Source organism: Bacillus sp. CGMCC 1.16541 (assembly GCF_003184905.1).
Taxonomy (GTDB): domain Bacteria; phylum Bacillota; class Bacilli; order Bacillales; family Bacillaceae_H; genus Priestia.
Genome location: NZ_KZ821206.1, coordinates 219,284 through 238,571 on the forward strand (window position 1 = coordinate 219,284; position 19,288 = coordinate 238,571).

Genomic DNA, 19,288 nt, shown 5'->3' on the forward strand with positions numbered 1-19,288 from the left:
ATTACGGTAAAACGATTGTTTTATTTTCGCGTGACTCTTTATATAACACAATTGTATTACCAATTACTTGAACAAGCTCTGCACGTGCACCTTTACTTAATTGCTCAGCAACTGTGTCGCGATCTTCTTCACAGTTTTGTAACACACTAATTTTCATTAATTCACGAGCTTCTAGTGCATCGCTAATTTGCTTAACCATGTTTTCATTTACGCCACCCTTACCTACTTGAAAAATAGGGTTTAAATGGTGAGCTTTTGAACGTAAAAAACGCTTTTGCTTTCCTGTTAACATCGAATTCCTCCACTATACTTTTCTTAAAGATTTCACTACAATATCTTCCATTGCTTGTTGATTCGGAAATGTGCCTGTCCACTTCTCAAATGCTAGCGCACCTTGAAGAACAAACATGCCAATTCCATTATGTGTTTTAGCTCCTTTTTCTCTCGCAGAAGCTAACAATTTGGTTTCGAACGGATTATAGATAATATCGCTGACAATGGCCTGTGATCTTAACAAATCAATATTAAGCGGCATATCATCTGTTTTAGGATACATACCGACCGACGTTGTGTTAATGACAATGTCAAATTTGTCTAGCTGTTCTTCCGCCTCTTTTACACTTAAAGCATAAGAGGTAATAGAAGTTGGGCAATGATGAATGAGATGTTCAGCTTTTTCAACGGTTCGATTACAAATGCTAATTTCAGCAGGTCGCTCATGATGAACAGCCAATGTATAAAAAATGGCCTTAGCAGCACCACCTGCTCCAATAATGACAATTCGCTTGTTCGCTAATGAATCATAATCTAACACTTGTACAAGCGAAGCGACATATCCTCTACCATCTGTGTTATAACCAATGTAACGCCCATTTTCGTTTACAACTGTATTAACTGCTCCAATTGCTTTTGCAAGTGGGTCAATTTCGTCTAAAAAAGACATAATCTTCACCTTATATGGAATGGTTACGTTAAAGCCTGCTATCTCAATTGCCTTTAACCCTTCTATCGCTTTTTGAAACTGAGTAGGCTCAATTTGAAAAGGATGATAATATCCTTCTACATTTAAACGTTGAAATGCATCATTGTGCATAATAGGCGACAATGAGTGGCCAACTGGATACCCAACTAAACCATATAATTTATTCAAAGCATTTCCCCTCTTTACCTCTTATAGTAAGGTGTTCTTTATCCGTAACCTAAATTAACGACTCTCGAATAAATACCCCAACGCCTTTTGGTGCGTGAGCGACAACTTTTGCGCCCGGTTCATTTACAGTAACCCAGCCTAAACCTGAAAAGACAATATCTGTCTTTCCATTTTTAATTGTAAATTCATGTGCCACTAACTCAGGAAATTCATCAAGCTGATTTTTACGAGGAGGTTGAAGAAGTTCTCCTACTTGGTTTCTATAAAGTTCATCTGCTTTTTCAAGCTTTGTACGATGAATATTAATGTCATTTGAGATGTAGCAAGTGAAAGACCTTCTTCCTCCACTACTATAATCTAAGCGAGCTAGTCCACCAAAATAAAGCGTTTGTTCTTCATTTAGCTGATAGATTTTCGGTTTAATCTCTTTTTTAGGTGAGATGATTTTCAAATCTCGTTTATCAACATAATGAGCCATTTGATGATGATTAATAATCCCTGGTGTATCATACAACGATGCACCATTATCTAATGGAATATCAATCATATCTAATGTCGTTCCTGGATATTGAGATGTCGTAATGACATCTTTCTCTCCACTCACTTCTTTGATAATTGCATTAATAAATGTAGACTTTCCTACATTTGTACACCCCACTACATAGACATCTTTTCCAAAACGATAGTGCTCAATGGCTTCAGCCATTTCTTGTATGCCTTGTCCTTTATGGGCGCTCATTAAGAATACATCTAGCGGCTTTAATCCAAGATCTTTTGCTGACTTTTTCATCCAATTAATGAGTTTGTTATGCTTAACCGACTTCGGTAACAAGTCTGCTTTATTCCCAACTAACAGCACATTATTATTACCTACAAAGCGATGCAAACCAGGTAACCAACTACCGTTAAAATCGAAGATATCAACCACTTTAACAATCAATCCATCGGTTTGTCCAATTCCATTTAATATTTTCAAAAAGTCATCGTCTGTTAACGAAACATCTTGAACTTCATTATAATGCTTCAATCGAAAGCATCGTTGACAGATGACCACTTCTTTTTCTAATGCTGATTTTGGTGTATATCCGATTTCACTAGGGTTTTCAGTTTGAAGTACAACTCCACAGCCCATACAATGTAAATCTTTTCCACTCACGTATTTAGTCCTCCCAATTAATCATACCTTTTCGCTTCATCCAACTTAAGATGCGACGCTCCATTCGGCGATTAAACTTTGTAATAAAACCATCTGTTTGTGCAACAGGTACCACTAGAATGGTATATAAACCTAGACGATTGCCTCCTAGCACATCTGTTAGTAGTTGATCACCAATGACGACGACTTCATCTTGTTGTAACTTCATATCCTTTATCGCTCGACGAAATGCTCTTCGCATCGGCTTTTTTGCTTTATAAACAAATGGTATACCGATTGGATCTGAAAAAACACGCACGCGCTTCTCTACGTTATTTGATACGATCGTTACGGTAATATCACTTTCTTTCATTGTTTTAAACCATTCAATTAACTCTGGTGTTGCCTCAGGACGATCCCATTCCACAAGTGTATTATCAAGATCTGTAATAATCCCTTTAATGCCTCTTTCTTTTAGCATTGCTGGGGTAATATGAAAAATACTCTTTACATGCTCATTTGGTAAAAAAAAGTTTAACACGTATTCAACACCTCGTATTTATAGTAAAACCCTTAAAAGAATACAATACACAATTATAACAATGGCTTCTATTAATTTTCCAATAAAATTTAATAAAGTTGTGAAATAAATGTACAAAGAAGTTATAAACGTTTTTATAATAGACTTTGTTCTAAAAGCTTGTTGTTTTTTTAACTCACCTTTAGAAAGACTGCTATTTAAAATTGATTAGAGCAGAAATTAACTCTTCCTAACTCTTTTTAACAATCAAAAATATTTTATAAAAACAGGATTATACGAAATAAATTTTTCGACAAAATTTGAACAAACAAAAGTGTGGATAATCTTATCAACATTATCCCCTCTGAAAACTCAACATTTATTGGTAATTATAAACAAGATACCCACAATTTATCCACTTCTACTTGTGGATAACAGAACGATTGTTCTACCTTCCATTTCGTGGTAGATTATGTGTAAGGAATTTACTATTGTATGCAACCAATCAGTCAGCTAGAACACCTATCTGATTTATATAGGAGGTGGCCGCCTAACATTGGCGGACAAATGAAAAAATTATCTGACAAACTGCTTATCGAATCATATTGTAAAGCGACAGAATTGAAATTAAACCCAGAGTTTATTCAACTTATTGAAAAAGAGATAAAACGTCGTTCTTTAAAGATTAAAGTGAAATTATCTTCTTAACACATAAATGAGCCTTTTATGACCATATCTTTTCTAATTAAACGGATAGATATAGCCATAAAGGGCTCTTTTTTTATCAGCTTAATGTTCCAATTCTCTCTCCAACTTTTACGATTTGATTTTGCCTAACATGCGAAGAAAGCGTTATCGTATCTTTTTCAAATAACAAAATCACAGTGGAGCCAAATGTAAAGTAAGCCATTTCTTGTCCTTTTGTTAATTGTTCATGCTCATGAGTGCGCTCAATGCTATTAATAAACATAGCTCCTACTTTTACCATTAAAACATGACCTGATGAGTGTTGAACTTCAGTTAACTTTCGATAATTTTTTATAAGCGGATCTTTTCCATACTTTAGACCAGCTTGATTAACTGGATATGATTTATTTCCTAATGTCCATGTGTGGGTGATTTTCCCTGAAAGTGGACTATGAATGCGATGATAATCTTTTGGACTTAAATATAAAATGACAAATTGTCCATCAATATATTTATGTAAAACATCATCATTTCCTACCATTTCTTGAATGGAATAGTTTTTACCTTTCACAACAATCTCTTTTGACGGTAAAATACGACCACACTCTTCTACCTTTGCATCTACTGGACTAACTAAACTGTTGGTGATATTGTCAATTGGGCGTGCGCCTTCTTTTAACTGACGAATGAATAAATCATGCAACGTTGGATAAGAACTCAAACTTTTACCCATCTCGTCTTGGTTAATTTTAAATATTCGTGCATATGATGGAATTAACAAAGAACTAATTCGAGACATTGCAAATTTACGAACAACCTTAGAAGACATGGGATGGTTTGTTAGTTCGATTAGAACACGATAGACATTTTTAATCAATAAAATTTACCTCCATAAAAAATACCTCTTTACTAGACTAATATTTACATCTAAAATAAGATTACAATGCACTTTTAAGTTTTCCTTTTTTTAACACGTCCCATCCTCAGTAAAGGAGTGAGGAGAATGTTTTTATTAGAGTATTTAGACCATACAATTAAAAAAATAAAATCACAAGCAGCCAATGCATTAACATTGCTTAATTTAAGTTTAGGTGGCCTAGCTATCTTGTTTATATTAAGAGATCAATTAAACTTAAGTTTACTATTAATTTTTTTAGCTGCATTAGCAGATCGTTTTGATGGGATGGTAGCACGAAAGCTTCAAATTGAATCAGAGCTTGGCAAACAATTAGACTCCATGTGCGATATTATATCATTTGGAATCGCCCCAGCTCTACTACTTTATCAAGGTATTTTATTTGAATACGGAGCACCAGGTGCGATTTTCACCATTTTTTATATCGCTTGTGGCGCTTTAAGACTTGCTCGCTTTAATATTACAGAGAGTAACGGCTATTTTACAGGCTTGCCTATTACAGCAGCAGGGTGCCTACTTACGTTAAGTTATTTAGGAGTACCTTATTTACCTTCACACTTTTTTATGTTCTTAACCATTACATTAGCGCTATTAATGATTGGAACATTTCGTCTTAAAAAGGTATAAACTGAGCTCATGCATATGCATGAGCTTTTTTAGTCTCTGTTATTTACAATAATAGCCGCCGTACCACCAGAAACAACCAAAAATCAGTAACAACACGACTAGAACGATAATAATGGCTAACCCCCATCCAAAGCCGAATCCACCTCCCCCACAAGGAGGATAGCAAGAATACCCATAAGGATAACATCCATATTGCATCATATTTCACCCCTTTATTTCTCGTTACTCATAAAATATGTACAATAGTAGAAGTTGTATAGGCACTTATCCTACTCTTACAAGGTTCTTCTCGTTTATAAATCAGCCACTAGATAGTAACAAGTTATCCAAATAACGTCTCCCTATCTTTTTACCTACATGTTACATTAAAGAAAAGAACGAAAAGGAGTGAAGGAGATGTTTTTAAGCGTACTTACTATCGTCTTAACTTCTGTTATTGCCATTATTATCGGAACAGAAGTTGCCACCGAATTTGAAGGAGAATTAAACAAGGATTGCGTTAATGATTCCCTCTTATAACACAACTCACAGTCAATTTTCTCATTTTTATCTTTCCGGCTTTATCCATAAAACTCCTACAAGTAAAATGGTTAAAACGAGTATCGAGATCCACTTAAATGTAAATCCCTCCTCTATTATATTTGCAATCGTTGCGAGTATTATAACAACCCCAGTGAGTAAAACCATTATCTTTTTCATCATATATTCGTTCACCTTGTCTTTATTATTCATCCTTATTTTACAAAGAAACCGTTTATAAGTCTAATGCTTATCACCTTTTTAAATACCTCAACACATTCGTAAGCATGGTTTTTTTATTGTACAGACACAGAACGTCTCTTTTCTCATATAAATAAACAATAGGCTTTTAGTCGCTTTTTACTATGTGGAGGTGAGGAGATGTCTACTTTTTTTGCTGCTGTTGGTTATTTAGTGAAAGAGCTTATTTTTCTCGTATCATATGTAAAAAACAACGCGTTTCCCCAACCGCTCTCATCCGAAGATGAACAAAAATACTTAACGCTTATGGCCGAAGGTGATGCACACGCTCGTAACACACTCATTGAGCACAATTTAAGGCTTGTTGCACATATTGTCAAAAAGTTTGAAAACACAGGTGAAGATGCAGAAGATTTAATTTCAATTGGAACAATTGGCCTCATTAAAGCCATCGAAAGCTATTCTCAAGGTAAAGGAACAAAATTAGCGACTTATGCAGCTCGTTGTATTGAAAATGAAATTTTAATGCATCTTCGAGCGTTAAAGAAAACGAAAAAAGATGTTTCTCTCCATGATCCAATTGGTCAAGACAAGGAAGGAAACGAAATTAGTCTCATTGATGTACTAAAGTCTGAGTCAGATGATGTCATTGATACGATTCAATTAAATATGGAACTTGAAAAGATAAAAGAATATATCGATATATTAGATGACCGAGAACGAGAAGTCATCGTTGGCCGGTTTGGATTAGACCTTCAAAAAGAAAAAACACAAAGAGAAATTGCGAAGGAACTTGGTATATCTCGTAGTTATGTTTCCCGAATTGAAAAGCGCGCACTCATGAAAATGTTCCATGAATTTTACAGAGCTGAAAAGGAAAAACGAAAAAACGGTAAGTAAGGGGACTTTCATCCTCTTACTTACCGTTTTTTCTTTCATTTAATTCGAACGGGCCAGATGATAAGTCTTAATAAAATCATCGCTCTTCCCCCTAATTTTCGGCATATGTCGTTAGGTGGAGTCCTTCTCCACAAATAACCAAGTAATCATATAAAAAGTCGGATTTACCATCATTGATCACACCTTTCGTTTATTTTATGTGTCCATTAAAAAAATCGATGAAATTCATGTTTACGGTCTTTTAATTGTTCTTCAATTTTCTTCACGCGTCGCGCATGTTCAAGTTCATTCTTTGTTAATTTACGTGGTTGGATTGTAATTGTAAGAAAAAAGATATTAAGTGTCATTTTTTCCCACCTCCTTTCAATAAAAAAACCACAGGAATATACCTTCCTGCAGTTTTAAGACATAATAAAACCACAGGACGACTATTCGAACCTGTGGTAATTAGACATGTTTAGAAACACTTCTACATTACGAAGATACACATACCGGTCGAATAGAATATACATATTTTGTTGTATTTGTTACTGACGACTCTACAATTCTTAACATATCATTCGACCTCCTTTTTTCATTCGTAATGTTAAATACTTTCATTGGTAATTATATCCACAATCACTTAGTTTGTAAACCTCTTTTTCTAAATTCTTTTCAACAAAAAAAGACAAAGTTAGTGACCTCTCACCGCTTACCTTGTCTTTTCAGAAATTCTAGCTTTCTTCTTTCTCAAGCAACTCATTCTTTAACTGTTTCACTTTAAATGCAAAGAAAAAGGCGGCACCTAACAGTAGAACAATAACACCCATCATTAAATTAAGTTGAAGCTCTGCCTTTTCTCCATTCCCAATTAAAATACCAATATATAAAAATGTACTAATAGATAATAGTACATAAATAAATCGACGATAGTCTTCAATTTTAGCTTCAATTTTTTTCGTTAATGTATTCTTCATGTTGTATCACCTCTGAATTGAATGTGATACTACTACTGTAACATATATGACGAGGGAGCTTATCTAGCAATTTTTTCAATTAGTGGTTTATTTAGGTATATATTAGTTATGGTATTCTATTCATAGAGAAAATAAAGGAGGGTTTTAATGGATATTGCGTCACTATCTGTTGTTCTCAATCAATCAAATGTACAAAATCAAGCGAGCCTTTCTGTGATGAAAATGACAATGAATCAATCAAAACAAACCGAACGCGGTATGGTCGAGCTACTTCAGAACAGTACAGTACAAGCACCTCATCCATATGCAGGCCAACACATTGATTTAAACGTATAAACGCAAGAAGAAGCTCGATTTCTCGAGCTTCTCCGTTAATTCATTGCACTGGCTAAGTCTTCAATTAAATCTTCAACATCTTCTAAACCAACCGATATACGAACCAACCCGTCCGTAATTCCTAACTCTTGACGACGATCTGCCGGAATTGATGCGTGTGTCATTCGAGCAGGTACGGAAATCAAACTCTCAACCGCTCCTAAGCTTTCTGCTAGTGTAAAATATCTCACTGAATTCAATAACTGATCAGCTGCTTCTTCACTTCCGACATCAAAGGAGACCATTCCACCAAACCCACGTCCTTGCTTTTTCGCAAGCTCATGATTAGGGTGAGATTTGAGCCCTGGATAGTATACTTTCGTAACTTTTGGATGATTTGTTAAAAATTCAACAACTTTTCTTGTATTTTCTTCGTGCTCTTCCATACGAATTCCTAACGTTTTCATCCCTCTCATTAGTAACCAAGAATCCTGTGGCCCTAATACACCACCTGTTGAATTCTGAACAAAATGTAAATCTTGAGCTAATTGCTTATCATTTACAACAACAAGTCCAGCAACAACATCACTGTGTCCACCTAAATATTTTGTAGCACTGTGAAGAACAATATCTGCACCTTGTTCAATTGGATTTTGCCAATAAGGTGTGCTAAACGTATTATCAACGATTGTAAGTAAGCGATGTTTCTTCGCAATCTGTGCAGCACCTTCAATATCAGTAATCTTCAATAATGGATTAGTTGGTGTTTCAATATAGATAGCTTTTGTGTTTGGTCGGATTTCTTTTTCAATGTTGTCTAGGTTGCTCGTATCAACGAAAGTAGAATTAATTCCCACTCGATTTAATACTTTCGTCATAACACGATACGTACCACCGTACACATCATCTGTTAAAATAACATGATCACCACTATTAAATAACATCATAACAGCTGTAATTGCAGCCATTCCCGAACCAAATGCAAACCCTGCTTTTCCACCTTCAACATCTGCAATAAGTTCTTCTAGTGCATGTCTTGTAGGATTACCTGTACGTGAATATTCAAATCCATTAAAATTTCCTACTCCATGTTGTTTATACGTACTTACTTGATAGATTGGAACTGAAACAGCTCCTGTATGTGGATCTCCTGAAATACCGCCGTGAATTAAACGTGTTTTTCGTTTCATTCTTAAATCCCACCTTCATAAATTTTTTTACTCAAATAACGTTCACTACTATCAGGGAAAATCGTAACGATGTTCGTCCCAGGCTTGGCATTCTCTGCTTCAATTAACGCTGCGTGAAATGCTGCACCTGATGAACTCCCAACTAGTAATCCTTCTTTTTGAGCAAGTTGTTTTACCCGTTCAAAAGCATCTACATCAAATACAGTATGAATGCTATTAAAATAAGAAGTTTCCATATATTCTGGTAAGAATTCCATTCCAATTCCTTCTGTTTTATGAGGCCCAGATTCTCCTCCATTTAAAATCGATCCTTCAGGTTCAACAATGGCTGTTTTTAAATGCGGAATCTTTTCTTTTAAAAACTTGGCCGTGCCCATAAAGGTACCACCAGTTCCAGCTCCCGCAACAAACACATCGATTTTCCCATCTAGCTGTTCATACAGCTCTGGACCTAGTGTTTTATAATAGGTTAATGGATTGGCAGGATTGGCAAATTGCTGCGGACAGAATGAATTGGGAATTTCCTTTAGCAATTCTTGCGCTTTCGCAATTGCTCCTTTTATTCCTTCACTTGTCGGTGTATGAACAATTTTAGCTCCTAACGCTTTCATCATCTCTTGCTTTTCAACACTAAACTTTTCTGGCATACACACAATGACATTAATATTACGATTAATTGCGGCCAAAGCTAAACCAATACCTGTGTTTCCAGCCGTTGGTTCGATAATTGTACCGCCTTCTTTTAGTTTACCTGATTGTAATGCATCTTCTAACAGCTCTTGACCAAGTCGGTCCTTTACACTACCACCTGGGTTAAAATATTCTAATTTAGCAAAGAGACGAACACCTTCAGGAAGTGAAAAATGTGTAATTTCCACCACTGGTGTTTTCCCGATAAGCTCATGTACACTTTTTGCTACTTGCATTGTTTCACCTCATTACGATTGACCTTACACTTAAGGAAAGGAGCTGTGCCAAAAGGAGCAAATCTGCCCCCTTTCGCACAGCCCACAAAGCCCCCTGCTTTCTACATTAAGTATAGACTGACGAAGTTGAGAGGGCTTTGTTTATTCACACTTGGCAGAATAAGCATGAATGTAAGTAAACTAGCTGTTTAACCTTTTAAATTAGAAACAAATTTCAGAACAAGATTTGTTGAGTTAATCGCCGCTTTTTCTAAAAATTGTTCAAATGAAACATCTGATTCTTTACCGGCAATATCAGACAATGCACGAAGTACAACAAATGGAACATTGAATTGGTTACATACTTGCGCTACTGCTGCTGCTTCCATTTCAGCTGCATACAAATCTGGGAATTGCTCACGAACAAACTCTACACGTTTTGGGTCGTTCATGAATGAGTCACCCGTTGCAATTAATCCTTTTGCTACTTGCATATCTGTTACTTCTTTTGCACTTTTTTCTGCTACTTCAATTAATTTTGCATCTGCTTCAAATGTTGCTGGTGAACCTGGCACTTGACCGTATTTATAACCAAAAGCTGTTACATCTACATCGTGATGAACAACAGCTGTTGAAATGACCGCATCTCCAACGTTTAAGTCTGGATGAAACCCACCAGCTGATCCTGTGTTAATCACATAATCTGGCTGGAACTTTTCTAGTAAGATAGCTGTTGACATAGCAGCATTTACTTTTCCAATCCCTGATTTTAATAGTACAACCTCAACACCATCAATTGTTCCTGTTGAATATTCCGAACCACCAATCACTACTTCTTGTCGATTTTCTACTTTCCCGCGCAAAATCGTTACTTCTTCTTCCATTGCACCAATAATTGCAATTTTCATTTGAAACCCTCTTTCGTTTATTTTTTTGTTGCATCCACCACCCATACAAAATGGTTAAAGCGACTAAACGTTACTTCAAATCCATTTTCCTCAAAACTGGTGCGCAACACATCAATAGTTGTGTAATACTCACGTTGCAAGTCTTCAGCTAAGTTGTGATAACCGTTTGCTTTTGCTTGCTCAATCGTGTCTTCAAAAGCTTTTTTGCTTTCAAACATGGTATCAGCAAACACTATTTTACCACCTGTCTCTAGCAAGTTTCCATACTTTACGATGGCTTCTTGTTTTTCTTCATCTGTTAAGTGATGAAATGCATACGTACTGACAACACTATCGATCTGTTGAACAGGCACTTCAAATTGAAGAAAATCCCCGTCTTCTACCTTAATTTTTTTCCCTAACTTTTCAATCGCTAGTTCTCTCATCGGTTGAGATGGTTCAACTCCATATACACTTTTCCCACTAGCTAATAATTTGGTGGTTAGATTTCCTGTACCTACACCAAATTCTAATACATTTCCTTTGGCTAGGTTAGCGACGGTTTGTAAAATATCGTCATAATGGTTAAATACCTCTTTATATTCCTCATCATGTCCATGAACAGATGCATCATACTCACTTGCCCAATCTTCAAAGATGTTTAGAAACTCGCGGCCCATATAACTTCCCCCTATATATATAATTCCTATAGATATACTATGATTTTGAACTTTAATTGCTTCAAAATTATCATAAAAAAAGAATTTGGGCAAGAAAAATATTTAAGTGAGTATAATAAATCGTCTTATTTTTTTATGCGCTTACATTTTATTTATACAGCTGAATTCCTTTGATACAAAAGAATTTTATCTTTATATGATGCAATCTTATTTAAATTGATTTTTCCATGAAATACCCAATGTTAATATAGTATAATATGAATAAAATATTCCCTTTTTAATTCCAACTGGAGGACTAAGAAATGAATTTCCAAATTGATTTTATTAAAGACAAAGTCGAATTTTTTGAATCCACAGATTTACGAGATCTCGAAAAACAGATTACAGAGAAAATTGAACAAAACAAAGCCATTCTCTTAGAGGTAGAAAGCGTGTCCCATCAAATGTCAGTGGATTACAATCATGGAAAGCGTTATTATTCAGCTGTTGTACACTTTAAATCAGCTAAATAAAAAAACAGCGCATCTTTGCGCTGTTTTTACTGTGCTAATTCGTCTACAACAACTGGTTTCCAACCTTCGTTTTCAACCCAATCAATTTGCACACGATATTTTTTGTTTTCTGATTTTGAACTAATCGTCGCCACTGCTTTTTGTGGACTTCCATTGTTACCAAGGCGCCAAACTGTCATATCTTCTACAGGTACACCCGAACCATAGCTGACGGCTTGTAGCATCTCATTCCAATCCACAGAACCTTTGTCATATGTGGCTACATGAGGTTCAGATTGTTGAGTACCAACCGGTTCCCATGAAGGGTCTACAACACGACGGTTTACACCAGCTTCAGGATTCTCTTGTACTTCTGCTTCACTATTTTCTTCAGTCTCTTCACTTTCTTCTTCTAACTCTTCTTCAGTACTTTTTTCTTGTTGTTCGTCATTTTTATCTTGGTCATCATTTTTATTTTCATTGTTTTCTGCTGGTTCATCGTTGGCTGCTTGTTTCTTTTCTTCTGATGTAGGCTCTTTTGTTGCTTGTTCTTTCGCTCCATCAGATTTTCCAAACATCATTTGACCACCAACAAAGACAATTAGCACTGCTACAACGACAATGAGTACGTTGTATACACGATTCATTTTTCTTTCTTTGTTTCGTTGTGAAAAACGTTTGTTGTTGTCCATTGCTACAACTTCCTCCAACTATTATAATGCTTTATTCTATCATTTAGCCTACCATACATGAAGACAAATGTCTCTTTTGATGCAAATTTGTAATATTAAAGACAAATTTTACTTACGATGAGCGCTGATCGATTGTGTAAAGAGCTTGAACAGTCTCATAAAAAATTTGATTGGTTGGCGATACATCACTAAATGTATTGAGGTCAACCACTACAAGAGCATATTTAGGCTTTTCAGCTGGAAAATAACCAGCAAACCATTTATTTACAATCTCTTTATTAGCTGCATTCATCCGAATGTCGGCTGTCCCTGATTTCCCTGCTACCGTGTAAGGCAACGATTGAAATCTTCTTCCCGTTCCTTTTTCTTGTGTGACTACTTCTCTTAAAAGTCTCTGCAGTTGAAGAGCCGTATAAGGACTAATTTTCTCCCCTACCATCTTTTGATCATCAAAAGTATAAAGCGAACCCCCATTTTTATATTGAATTTCATCTACAATTTTGACACTTTGTTTTTTTCCACCTCTTGCAATTGTTGCCATCATATTAGCAACAGATAAAGGTGTTAACTTTACATTTCGTTGTCCAATCGCTGCTAATTTAACAAGATTTAAATCATTCTTGTCATCTTCTGGATGCCAAATTGTATTTGTCCCTTCGGTATCAAATTGCCTGAACTCTTCAAAATGAAACACATCGCCACTCCAACCTACTTGATCTGTTAAACCTAACCTATGTGCATATTCATCAAGAATAGTAGGGTTGGTGGAGCTCATTTTTTTAGCAAGATCAGAAAACGTTCGATTACAACTTTCGGCAAAACTATCAGTAAAGTTTAACTTACCTTGCCTCTTCTTCTCAGGTAATAGTTTGTCGTGAATGCTATAGTCACAGTTATACAACTGATTTGCTTGATCCATGTTTTTTTCAATAGCAGCTGCTGCAACAACGGTTTTAAAAATTGAACCAGGCATTTGAGGGATGAGCATGCGATTGACAATGCTTTTTTCTTGATTATATGGATTTTTTTTATTGACGCTTGGCCTACTTGTCATCGCTACTACTTCATTTGTTTCGACATCAAGCAGCACAAACCCTCCCTCTTTGAGTCCATTTCGATCTACAATACTTTCAAGCGTTTCTTGAACAGATAAGTCAATGGTTGTATGAACATTAACAGGATAGAATGGATTGGCTGCTCCTGTATATTTCACATCAATTCCAAATAGTGGACCTCCTCGACGATCTACGTGATACAATAGTTTGGATTCCTGTTCTGGTAAAAGAAACTCATCAAATGAACGCTGTAAGCCCGAGATACCTACTGGTGTTGTAATTGTAATTTCTCCTTTTTTCAGCTTATCTTTATACTTATCTTCAATCGTTGTCTTACTTTGAGCAGTGATTCCTACAATGTGATCGGCTAGTGTACTTTGTTTTTGCTTTTGAATAGGAACGGCAAAAACACCAGGTATTTTAAAAGCATTTATTTGTTCCATTTGCATAGCTGACAATTCTTCACCAACCATCATTGGCTTCGTCATCTGTTCAACTTTGCTTATTAACGTCATCGTCGATACTCCCGTGACACGAGCAACTTTTTCAACAGGCCAATCCATTTCTTTTAAAAATGGAAATAAAACAAGTCGATTACTTTTTGTGTAAAGTAATGATTTTCCATTTCGGTCAATTAGTTTCCCTCTTCCGTCATCAATCACCATCTCTTGCGTTCGCTGCCTCACACTTGCTTCAATTAAATTGATTTGTTTATCGGAAAACGACTCTGTACTAATTAATTGGATATGCATTAAACGAACACTCAACAGAAGCATGCCTACCATAATAAAAGTTAACACGATATATAAGCGATTATGAATTTTTTTCATAAAAAACACCTCATCTTTAGTTTCGACGAGGTGTTTTCATTTGAAACACACAATATACATAAAATTAAAAAGAAGACTAAGTCAAAAAAAGATTATAATCCGTCTTTTAATTTAGCCTCTCATCACATCTCTTATTTTACAGAAACGATTTTCACTTGCATTTCGCCACCAGGTGTTTGTACAGATACTTCATCTCCAATTTGTTTACCTATTAAACTTTTCGCAATTGGAGAATCATTTGAGATTTTTCCTTCGAATGGGTCAGCTTCTGCACTACCAACAATTGTATATGTTTCTTCTTCTCCATCCGGCATCTCGACAAAAGTCACTGATTTACCTAATGAAACAACTGATGAGTCACTAGAATCTTCTTCAATGATTTTTGCGTTACGAATCATATTTTCTAGTGTAGTGATGCGACCTTCTACAAACGCTTGCTCTTCTTTTGCTGAATCATACTCTGAGTTCTCAGATAAATCGCCAAAACTACGTGCAATCTTGATACGTTCTACTACTTCTTTACGCTTAACTGCTTTTAAATATTCTAACTCTTGTTCTAACTTTAGTTTTCCTTCTTCTGTCATTGGGAATACTTTTTCTTGTGCCATAAACCCTTCACTCCTTTTTAGCTAAGAAATGTCTCATAAAAAGAGACCTTTTATGTATAGAAAAATTTTCCACGGAGTGGAAAATATATAATGATAGAGAAATGACAGCTTCAATTGAAGCTGTTCATTCTCTATTCTTTATAATTTGTGTTATTATTCATGGAAATATAACGTTATTTCAATTACATAAAAATTCCTTTATCTCTGCTATGTTATTACAAAATGGCTTTTTGTTCAAGAATTGTTTGAATTTTAGTAACCATTAAATCAACTGCAACGTGGTTTTGGCCACCTTCAGGAATAATAATGTCTGCGTAACGTTTTGTTGGCTCAATAAACTGATTATGCATTGGACGAACAACTGAAACGTATTGATCGACAACAGATTCTAACGTACGTCCTCTCTCTTTTATATCGCGAAGCATGCGACGAATAATGCGGATATCAGCATCTGTGTCTACATATAGCTTAATATCCATTAAATCACGTAAACGCTCGTCTTCTAATACTAGAATACCTTCAACGATAATAACATCTTTCGGCTCTTCTACAATTACTTCTTCTGAACGAGTGTGAATTGTATAGTCATATACCGGTTTTTCAATGCTCTCATAATTTAATAACATTTGCAAGTGTTCAATTAACAAGTCATTGTCGAACGCTAGCGGATGATCATAGTTTGTTTGTAAGCGCTGTTCAAATGGAACTGTACTTTGATCTTTATAATAATAATCTTGTTCAATTAACATAATAGAGTGTCCTTGGAAATACTCGTAAATGGCCTTTGTGACAGTTGTTTTACCAGACCCTGAGCCCCCAGCAATTCCTATGACAACCGGTTTTTTCACCATAATGTGTTTAAATCCCCTTTCTCATCATGTTGTATGGGAATAGAGGTTTGTCCACTTTAAATTTCACAATTTGTAATGGATGACGTGCAGCGTCTAACTCATTACCATCTTCATCCCAAACTTTGTCGATAATTTGCGTAAAGTTTTTAATTTCAGGCCCAAAGAACTCTACTTCATCTCCCGGCTTAAAGTGATTACGCTGTTGCAAAGTAACTACGCTTGTTTCTTCATCGTAGTTTAACACTAAACCAGCAAAATCATAGGTTGTCTTTTTCCCGTGAACGCCAAACATTTGCTCTTCAAAACCAGGTACACCCTCAAAGAATGCAGGAGCTGTATCACGGTTAGCACATTTATCAAGCTCATCCAACCATTCTTTTTGGATGACAAAGTTATCTGGATCAGAACAGTATGCATCAATCACTTTGCGATAAACACTAACAACTGTTGCAACGTAATGAATTGACTTCATACGACCTTCAATTTTCAAACTATCAATGCCTAATTCAATCATTTGTGGAATCGATTGAATTAAGTTCAAGTCTTTAGGACTCATTGCAAATGCATTATCCTCTTGATCAAATAATGCCACTTCGTCTTGACCCTCTACTTTAAATAAATCATAGTCCCAACGACATGATTGGCAACAGCCACCGCGGTTTGAATCACGGGCTGTCATATGGTTACTTAACACGCATCGACCAGAGTAAGCAATACACATTGCACCGTGAATAAACGTCTCAATTTCAATGTCTACTTTCTCTTTCATTTCACGAATTTCCTCTGCACTTGTTTCACGAGCCAACACAACACGTTCTAATCCTTCTTCTTTCCAGAACTGAACAGCTTTCCAATTTGATAAAGATTGTTGTGTACTTAAATGTACTTCCAATTTAGGCGCGACACGACGACATGTTTCAATAATAAGAGGATCTGCTACGATAATTCCCCAAATCCCAGCATCTTGCAATCCTTTTAAATAGTCTTCTAGCCCGTCCATGTTTTCATTATGTGCGAAAATATTTGTTGTTACATAGATTCTTGCATTGTATTGTTTTGCGAACTCTACACCTTCTGCCATCTCTTCTAATGAGAAGTTATCAGCATTCGAACGTAAGCCGAACTCTTTCCCTCCGATAAAAACGGCATCTGCTCCGTAACGAACAGCAACTTTTAACTTTTCTAAGTTACCCGCTGGAGCTAATAGCTCAGGCTTTTTTGTAATGACGCGTTTACCGTCAACTACTGTATCAATCTTAACAGCCATCGTTTTACCTCCTCTAAAATTGTACGATTGTCCTATCCAACACTATGAACAGTCGTCTTCACTTTTGTTTCTATCCAGTTCCGTGAGCTATGTCCTACGGCTATTTCAACCCTTCCTACGAAGGTAAAAAGCACCTTCTTCTCACGGTCTCCAATATCCTATGGACATGAACAAGCTCACTACACTTTTGTTTCTATCCAGTTCCGTGAGCTATGTCCTACGGCTATTTCAATCCTTCCTACGAAGGTAAAAAGCACCTTCTTCTCAGGGCCTCCAATATCCTATGGACATGAACAAGCTCACTACACTTTTACTTAATAAACCGTTTCTTTGAAGAAGAATCCTGTGTCTAATGGGCGGTTCATTGGTTGGATGTCTTCTATTTCAGCTAGTAAGTCATCTTTAATGTCTTCGTACTCTTCACGGTTTTCAACACAAAGATCAATTGCTTTACGGTATTTTTTTGTTACTTCAATCATATATTCAGATGATTTTAACACACCGTCAATTTTAAATGAATCTACACCAGCGTCAATCATGTCCGATAACTCATCAATGATACACATGTCGTTTGGACTCATAATATGTGTACCATTCTCATCTTCATAAATTGGGTATTTATTGTTGCGCTCTTTATCTAGTAAGAACATATCTTTTTTAAGCTTTCGATTTTCGATTTCCATTACTTTCCCTTGATATTCGAAGTAGTTGCCTAATAAAGAACGTTTTGATTGGAACATACATGTCATGCCGTGCACTTGCACTTCAACTTCCACTTCTGCGTTTTCTTTGATGTCCACAATCGCATCCATGCTTAACTCACGAGCTAATACAGCACGTTTTGATCCTTTACGTCCCCAGTAGTTACACGTATACCAGTTTGTTGCTGTTGTTTCTGTATTCCAGTGCAATTTCATCTCTGGAGCTGCTTCACGTACAGCCATTAAAACGGCAGGATCTCCAAATACAATTGCATCTACTCCTGCTCCTTTTAAGAATAAGATATACTCATTTAACTCCGCAATTTTATCATTATGAAATAAAGCATTCATTGCTACATATACTTTCGCACCCTTTGGATGTGCGATATTTACAGCTTCAACGATGTCTTCTCGTTTAAATTCTCCTGCTAAACGTAATCCGTATCGTTGCTCCCCAATCATAAGTGCTGTCGCTCCAGCCTCGATTAATGGTTCTATATCTCCTACAGATGTAGGAGTTACTAATAATTCTGGTTTTTTCATCATTTGTCACCTCTTTTAATACTAATAGCAATTCCGTCCCCAATAGGTAAAATGGTTGTCTGAAAATCTGGATGATTCATTAACCATTCATTATAAGCTTGTAATTTACGCGTTAAACTACGTGCTCCTCGTGTTTTAATGTCTTCCACATCTTGAGCTACGTAACCTTTAAACAATACGTTATCTGAAATGATAACGCCACCTTCATTTACTAACGGCGCATACAACTCAAAGAAACGCTGATATTGTCCTTTTGCCGCATCAATAAATACGGTATCGTAAGGACCTTTTTCAACAATGTCTTCATGCAAATCAAAAGCATCGCCAAATAATGTCTCAATTTGACTTCCTTTATTCGCCCGCTCAATAAAATGAAGAGCTTTTTCATAACGCTCTTCATCTCTTTCAACCGTTACGACTTTTGTATGTGGTAAAGCTGTTACCATACGAATCGAGGAATACCCGATAGCTGTTCCAATTTCTAATATACGTTCTGGTTTGTGCAGTCGAAGAAGTTGTAAAAGCGTCTCAATTCCTATTAACTCCATAATTGGCACACCTTGCTCACGAGCATAGTGCTCCATTTCTTCGATAAGCTCATTTCGGTTTGGAATAAGCTGTTCGACATAATGCTCAACATTTTGTAAAAGCAACAATGCTTC

Annotated in this window: 25 protein-coding genes; 6 read left to right on the forward strand and 19 right to left on the reverse strand. The window is 36.0% G+C overall.

The genetic code is table 11. The features are described from left to right. Position 1: 1 nt before the first annotated feature. The 4 genes from yhbY to DIS06_RS01190 are packed head-to-tail and all read right to left on the reverse strand — an operon-like array spanning position 2 to position 2,826. Entirely contained in the window at positions 2-292 is a 291-nt protein-coding gene (gene yhbY, locus DIS06_RS01175; RefSeq protein ID WP_110111412.1) for a ribosome assembly RNA-binding protein YhbY, read from the reverse strand. 12 nt (positions 293-304) lie between these two features. Beyond that, positions 305-1,150, reverse strand: a complete 846-nt coding sequence (gene aroE, locus DIS06_RS01180; RefSeq protein WP_110111413.1) for a shikimate dehydrogenase — start codon at positions 1,148-1,150, stop codon at positions 305-307. 49 nt (positions 1,151-1,199) lie between these two features. Then, positions 1,200-2,282, reverse strand: coding sequence for a ribosome biogenesis GTPase YqeH (yqeH, locus tag DIS06_RS01185; protein WP_110111567.1), 1,083 nt, complete (start codon positions 2,280-2,282; stop codon positions 1,200-1,202). 28 nt (positions 2,283-2,310) lie between these two features. Beyond that, the gene (locus DIS06_RS01190; protein WP_110111414.1) at positions 2,311-2,826 is read right to left on the reverse strand and encodes a YqeG family HAD IIIA-type phosphatase; all 516 of its coding nucleotides are present in this window, start codon (positions 2,824-2,826) and stop codon (positions 2,311-2,313) included. A gap of 546 nt (positions 2,827-3,372) precedes the next feature. Here DIS06_RS01190 and sda point away from each other — a divergent pair. Beyond that, complete coding sequence (gene sda, locus DIS06_RS01195; protein ID WP_110111415.1) at positions 3,373-3,513, forward strand: sporulation histidine kinase inhibitor Sda; 141 nt, start codon at positions 3,373-3,375, stop codon at positions 3,511-3,513. A 76-nt stretch (positions 3,514-3,589) separates the two neighbouring features. Here the strand turns inward: sda and DIS06_RS01200 are convergent, their stop codons facing one another. Continuing rightward, positions 3,590-4,369, reverse strand: coding sequence for a phosphatidylserine decarboxylase (locus tag DIS06_RS01200; protein ID WP_110111416.1), 780 nt, complete (start codon positions 4,367-4,369; stop codon positions 3,590-3,592). Between the two features lie 126 nt (positions 4,370-4,495). Between DIS06_RS01200 and pssA the strand changes: the two genes are divergently transcribed. Then, complete coding sequence (gene pssA / locus DIS06_RS01205) at positions 4,496-5,035, forward strand: CDP-diacylglycerol--serine O-phosphatidyltransferase (protein WP_110111417.1); 540 nt, start codon at positions 4,496-4,498, stop codon at positions 5,033-5,035. A gap of 39 nt (positions 5,036-5,074) precedes the next feature. Here pssA and DIS06_RS20285 read toward each other — a convergent pair whose 3' ends face one another. Next, positions 5,075-5,233 carry a hypothetical protein gene (locus tag DIS06_RS20285; RefSeq protein WP_204166732.1) on the reverse strand — a complete coding sequence of 53 codons (159 nt, stop codon included), beginning with the start codon at positions 5,231-5,233 and terminating at the stop codon, positions 5,075-5,077. A 198-nt stretch (positions 5,234-5,431) separates the two neighbouring features. Between DIS06_RS20285 and DIS06_RS20690 the strand changes: the two genes are divergently transcribed. Both DIS06_RS20690 and sigK read left to right on the forward strand, forming a co-directional pair. Next, positions 5,432-5,554, forward strand: a complete 123-nt coding sequence (locus DIS06_RS20690; protein ID WP_275425405.1) for a hypothetical protein — start codon at positions 5,432-5,434, stop codon at positions 5,552-5,554. A 381-nt stretch (positions 5,555-5,935) separates the two neighbouring features. Further along, positions 5,936-6,655 (forward strand): RNA polymerase sporulation sigma factor SigK, encoded by a 720-nt coding sequence (gene sigK / locus DIS06_RS01210; RefSeq protein ID WP_110111418.1) that lies wholly within the window; start codon positions 5,936-5,938, stop codon positions 6,653-6,655. 206 nt (positions 6,656-6,861) lie between these two features. Here the strand turns inward: sigK and DIS06_RS01215 are convergent, their stop codons facing one another. After that, positions 6,862-7,002, reverse strand: a complete 141-nt coding sequence (locus DIS06_RS01215; protein ID WP_110111419.1) for a YrzI family small protein — start codon at positions 7,000-7,002, stop codon at positions 6,862-6,864. A gap of 366 nt (positions 7,003-7,368) precedes the next feature. Next, positions 7,369-7,611 carry a YrhC family protein gene (locus tag DIS06_RS01220; protein ID WP_110111420.1) on the reverse strand — a complete coding sequence of 81 codons (243 nt, stop codon included), beginning with the start codon at positions 7,609-7,611 and terminating at the stop codon, positions 7,369-7,371. A gap of 147 nt (positions 7,612-7,758) precedes the next feature. Between DIS06_RS01220 and DIS06_RS01225 the strand changes: the two genes are divergently transcribed. Continuing rightward, positions 7,759-7,947 (forward strand): YjfB family protein, encoded by a 189-nt coding sequence (locus DIS06_RS01225; protein ID WP_110111421.1) that lies wholly within the window; start codon positions 7,759-7,761, stop codon positions 7,945-7,947. A 35-nt stretch (positions 7,948-7,982) separates the two neighbouring features. Here DIS06_RS01225 and DIS06_RS01230 read toward each other — a convergent pair whose 3' ends face one another. The 4 genes from DIS06_RS01230 to DIS06_RS01245 all read right to left on the reverse strand — a co-directional run bounded on the left by DIS06_RS01230 (position 7,983) and on the right by DIS06_RS01245 (position 11,588). After that, the gene (locus DIS06_RS01230) at positions 7,983-9,116 is read right to left on the reverse strand and encodes a bifunctional cystathionine gamma-lyase/homocysteine desulfhydrase (protein ID WP_110111422.1); all 1,134 of its coding nucleotides are present in this window, start codon (positions 9,114-9,116) and stop codon (positions 7,983-7,985) included. A 2-nt stretch (positions 9,117-9,118) separates the two neighbouring features. After that, entirely contained in the window at positions 9,119-10,042 is a 924-nt protein-coding gene (locus DIS06_RS01235; protein ID WP_110111423.1) for a PLP-dependent cysteine synthase family protein, read from the reverse strand. 188 nt (positions 10,043-10,230) lie between these two features. Further along, complete coding sequence (mtnN, locus tag DIS06_RS01240; protein ID WP_110111424.1) at positions 10,231-10,929, reverse strand: 5'-methylthioadenosine/S-adenosylhomocysteine nucleosidase; 699 nt, start codon at positions 10,927-10,929, stop codon at positions 10,231-10,233. Positions 10,930-10,946: 17 nt separating this feature from the next. Continuing rightward, complete coding sequence (locus DIS06_RS01245) at positions 10,947-11,588, reverse strand: class I SAM-dependent methyltransferase (RefSeq protein WP_110111425.1); 642 nt, start codon at positions 11,586-11,588, stop codon at positions 10,947-10,949. A gap of 302 nt (positions 11,589-11,890) precedes the next feature. Here DIS06_RS01245 and DIS06_RS01250 point away from each other — a divergent pair, with 302 nt between their 5' ends. Then, positions 11,891-12,100 (forward strand): YrzA family protein, encoded by a 210-nt coding sequence (locus DIS06_RS01250; protein WP_110111426.1) that lies wholly within the window; start codon positions 11,891-11,893, stop codon positions 12,098-12,100. Between the two features lie 26 nt (positions 12,101-12,126). Here the strand turns inward: DIS06_RS01250 and DIS06_RS01255 are convergent, their stop codons facing one another. From DIS06_RS01255 to DIS06_RS01285, 7 genes are all read right to left on the reverse strand, one after another. Next, on the reverse strand, positions 12,127-12,771 hold the full coding sequence (locus DIS06_RS01255; RefSeq protein WP_110111427.1) for a YrrS family protein: 645 nt from the start codon (positions 12,769-12,771) through the stop codon (positions 12,127-12,129). A gap of 112 nt (positions 12,772-12,883) precedes the next feature. Further along, positions 12,884-14,656 carry a peptidoglycan D,D-transpeptidase FtsI family protein gene (locus tag DIS06_RS01260; RefSeq protein WP_110111428.1) on the reverse strand — a complete coding sequence of 591 codons (1,773 nt, stop codon included), beginning with the start codon at positions 14,654-14,656 and terminating at the stop codon, positions 12,884-12,886. Between the two features lie 131 nt (positions 14,657-14,787). Further along, positions 14,788-15,264: a transcription elongation factor GreA gene (greA, locus tag DIS06_RS01265; protein ID WP_110111429.1), complete on the reverse strand. Its 477-nt coding sequence runs from the start codon at positions 15,262-15,264 to the stop codon at positions 14,788-14,790. A 215-nt stretch (positions 15,265-15,479) separates the two neighbouring features. Next, positions 15,480-16,115, reverse strand: coding sequence for a uridine kinase (gene udk / locus DIS06_RS01270; protein ID WP_110111430.1), 636 nt, complete (start codon positions 16,113-16,115; stop codon positions 15,480-15,482). A gap of 7 nt (positions 16,116-16,122) precedes the next feature. Next, positions 16,123-17,382 (reverse strand): peptidase U32 family protein, encoded by a 1,260-nt coding sequence (locus tag DIS06_RS01275; RefSeq protein WP_110111431.1) that lies wholly within the window; start codon positions 17,380-17,382, stop codon positions 16,123-16,125. 314 nt (positions 17,383-17,696) lie between these two features. Then, the gene (locus DIS06_RS01280) at positions 17,697-18,626 is read right to left on the reverse strand and encodes a peptidase U32 family protein (protein ID WP_110111568.1); all 930 of its coding nucleotides are present in this window, start codon (positions 18,624-18,626) and stop codon (positions 17,697-17,699) included. Then, the gene (locus tag DIS06_RS01285; protein WP_110111432.1) at positions 18,626-19,279 is read right to left on the reverse strand and encodes an O-methyltransferase; all 654 of its coding nucleotides are present in this window, start codon (positions 19,277-19,279) and stop codon (positions 18,626-18,628) included. Before DIS06_RS01285 ends, DIS06_RS01280 begins: the two co-directional genes overlap by 1 nt. Positions 19,280-19,288: the final 9 nt, after the last annotated feature.